General features: G+C 60.8%; 4 protein-coding genes. All 4 read right to left on the bottom strand.

Annotated features, from left to right (window positions below; translation table 11 throughout):
* Positions 1–581: PTS sugar transporter subunit IIC (locus DWV58_RS09675; protein WP_147324173.1), on the bottom strand; the 581-nt coding region annotated here is incomplete at its 3' end.
* 58 nt (positions 582–639) lie between these two features.
* Complete coding sequence (locus tag DWV58_RS09670; protein WP_117565058.1) at positions 640–1,122, bottom strand: PTS sugar transporter subunit IIB; 483 nt, start codon at positions 1,120–1,122, stop codon at positions 640–642.
* Positions 1,123–1,179: 57 nt separating this feature from the next.
* Complete coding sequence (locus DWV58_RS09665) at positions 1,180–1,599, bottom strand: PTS sugar transporter subunit IIA (protein WP_117565057.1); 420 nt, start codon at positions 1,597–1,599, stop codon at positions 1,180–1,182.
* 46 nt (positions 1,600–1,645) lie between these two features.
* On the bottom strand, positions 1,646–2,637 hold a 992-nt coding region (locus DWV58_RS09660), incomplete at its 5' end, for an SIS domain-containing protein (protein WP_117776940.1).

Genomic DNA, 2,637 nt, shown 5'->3' with positions numbered 1-2,637 from the left:
CCGAGCATGGCGAAGCCCATGGCCGGCAGGATGTTGGCGGCAACGCCAAAGCCAGCAAGGACAAAGGGCGGGATGAAGTCGAGCATGCCCTGGATGGCGTCAGCACCCAGATAGAACGACAGCGAGCACAGCAGGAACGCCATGATGATACCGGTCAAACCGATCAGGAAGTGCATCGCATAGACACCCTTAAGGTTGCCCTGGCCGGAGAAGACATCAGCGCGGTCAACCAGAATCGGCAGGGCGGCGTTGAGGATGTTCTTGATGGCAAGGCACAGCGTGGCGATGGGCATAGCGAGCGCGATGGCTGCCTCGGTGCTCTGGCCCAACTGGATAGCGAAGGCGCAGGCGAGCACGCCGCCGATCGTCTCATCAGGCGGCACGTAGGCGCCGATGGAGATCGAGCCCATGAACAGAAGCTCCAGGCTGGCGCCGATCGCGAGGCCGGACTGCAGGTCCCCCAGCACCAGGCCCACGAGCGGGCACAGGACGATGGGGCGGAACGCATAGAGCGTACCGAGCTGGAAGTCGAACTTACCAAATGCGGCGATAAGTCCGATGAGGATTGCTTGGGTAAGCATATATCCCCCTTTCCTAATAGGACACTACGAAGAGCTCAGACTCTTCGAAATTGAACGCCTAGAGCACGCTTGCGCAGTCAACCTTGGGGTCATCGGCCAGAGGACGGATCTCGACCTCGACGCCGTTGTTCAGCATCTCACGCACATCGGCCTCCTCGGCTGCAGTCAGGAAGATCTGACGAGAGACCTGACGAGCATCGGGGCGCTTCTCGTCCTTGGGCTTGGTGTTGCCCAGGTTGACCGACTTGATCTGCGGGCAGCCTTCAACAAGCTGCTTTGCCTCAGCGATGGTGGCGACACAGATAATCATCTTGTATTTGTCAGTCACACCCGAGTTAATGGCCTCGATGGCATTCGCCATATCCTTGATGACGAGCTTGCAGCCGGCAGGCTTGCCCATCTTGAGCGTCGTCTTCCACACCGGGTCGTTGGCGACCTTATCGCCCACGCAGAAAATGCAGTTGGAGCCAAGGCCCTGGACCCAAGAGACCGCGACCTGGCCATGAAGCAGGCGATGGTCGACGCGAAGTAGCTGAATCATAATGTGACCCCCCAAAGGTCTTGTGCCGTCTTACGGCGTGTCAGTAGGTGCTGCGGATTAGAACTCTTCTTCCTCTTCGTCATCGACCAAAAGATCGTTGACAAACTTCACGCGCGTATCGTCCGCAGCGACGATGGCGCGAATCGTCTCCTCAACCGGCGCCGACTCGTCAGAGAACAGCAGCTGGATAAGCAGAGGAAGGTTCATGTTGGTAACGAGGTACGTGCGGGGACGCGTCTGGACGATCTTGGTGAACTCGTTGTTGACGCTGCCGCCAAAGAGGTCGGTGCAGACAACGACATCATCGTCGGCAGCCATGCCTGCCAGCAGTTTTTGGGCCTCCTCGGCCACGTCCATGCGGTCATCGACGAACATCGAAAGATCGTGGACGTTGTCGCGAGCGCCCGAGAGCAGCTCGACACTCTCCTTGATGCCGGTAGCGAAGTGCGCATGGCTGGCGATGATGTACTGCCTCATTCTGTGTTCCTCTCTATAGCCCGGCGCGTTCCCGCACCCGTTTTCTTTAGTAGTCGAACTGGTGATAGTAGCGACGATACTTGAGGTTGTGCTTGGTGACCGTCTCGTAGTAGCGAGCCAGGCGGTCGGTAACGAGCACCGTCAGAATCCACGGAGACACGATGACGCGGAACTCGTCGTCAAGGCCGGGGATCGCGAACTCGGCGGTGTCGATGACGTTGATGTCGGTGTCGCCGGTCACGCCGCGGGTCAGGAAGGCGCGGACGCGCTCGTCGAGCTTGCGGTTCTCGTCCTCGCCCATGAACAGGAAGACCGGGACGCCGGGCTCCACGAGCTCGAGGGTGCCGTGGAAGAAGTCGGCCGAGGTGATGTAGCGGGTGCGCTTCCACTGCATCTCCTCGAGGATGCACATCGAGAACAGGATGGTCTCGCCCCACAGGGCACCGGAGCCGATGAACATGGTGTAGGGGGCCAGGGCGTACTTCTTGGCGAGCTCCTCGGCGCGCGGCTCGAAGCGCTTGCGGATATCGAGCATGTCCTTCCAGATGTCCTTGGTCTGCTCGATAAACAGATCGAACTTGGGGAAGCAGCCGCGGCGGTTGAGCAGGCGCAGGCCGAAGCAGTCGGCGAGGTAGTAGCCCTTCTCGCAGCCGCCCGAACCATGGTCAGAAGCCATGGCGACGCAGTTCTCGGCGCCGACAGCCTGGCCGATGGGGCCCTCGGGCTTGGTCATGGCGTAGACGCGCACGCCCATGCCCTTCATCTTCTTGACGGCCTCGAGGACCTCGGGGGTGGTGCCGGACTCGGAGGCGGTGAGCACGACGGACTTCTCGGTCATGCGCTTGTGGCCCATGACGTTCCACTCGGCGGCGTGGATCAGGTAGACCTCGAGGTCGCGGTCGCCGAACTTGTTCATGAGGTACTCGAGCTGCATGAGCTCGTCCCAGGTGCCGCCGACGCCCATCAGGAACACGGCGTCGTAGCCCTCGTCGGCGACCTTGTCGGCGAGCGCGGTCATCTTCTTGCCGGTCTCGTAGA

The organism is Collinsella sp. AF11-11 (assembly GCF_003465485.1).
In the GTDB taxonomy this organism is placed as follows: Bacteria; Actinomycetota; Coriobacteriia; order Coriobacteriales; family Coriobacteriaceae; genus Collinsella.
The sequence above is the reverse complement of the archived record's forward strand: the minus strand, read 5'-3'. Positions and strand labels throughout refer to the sequence as shown.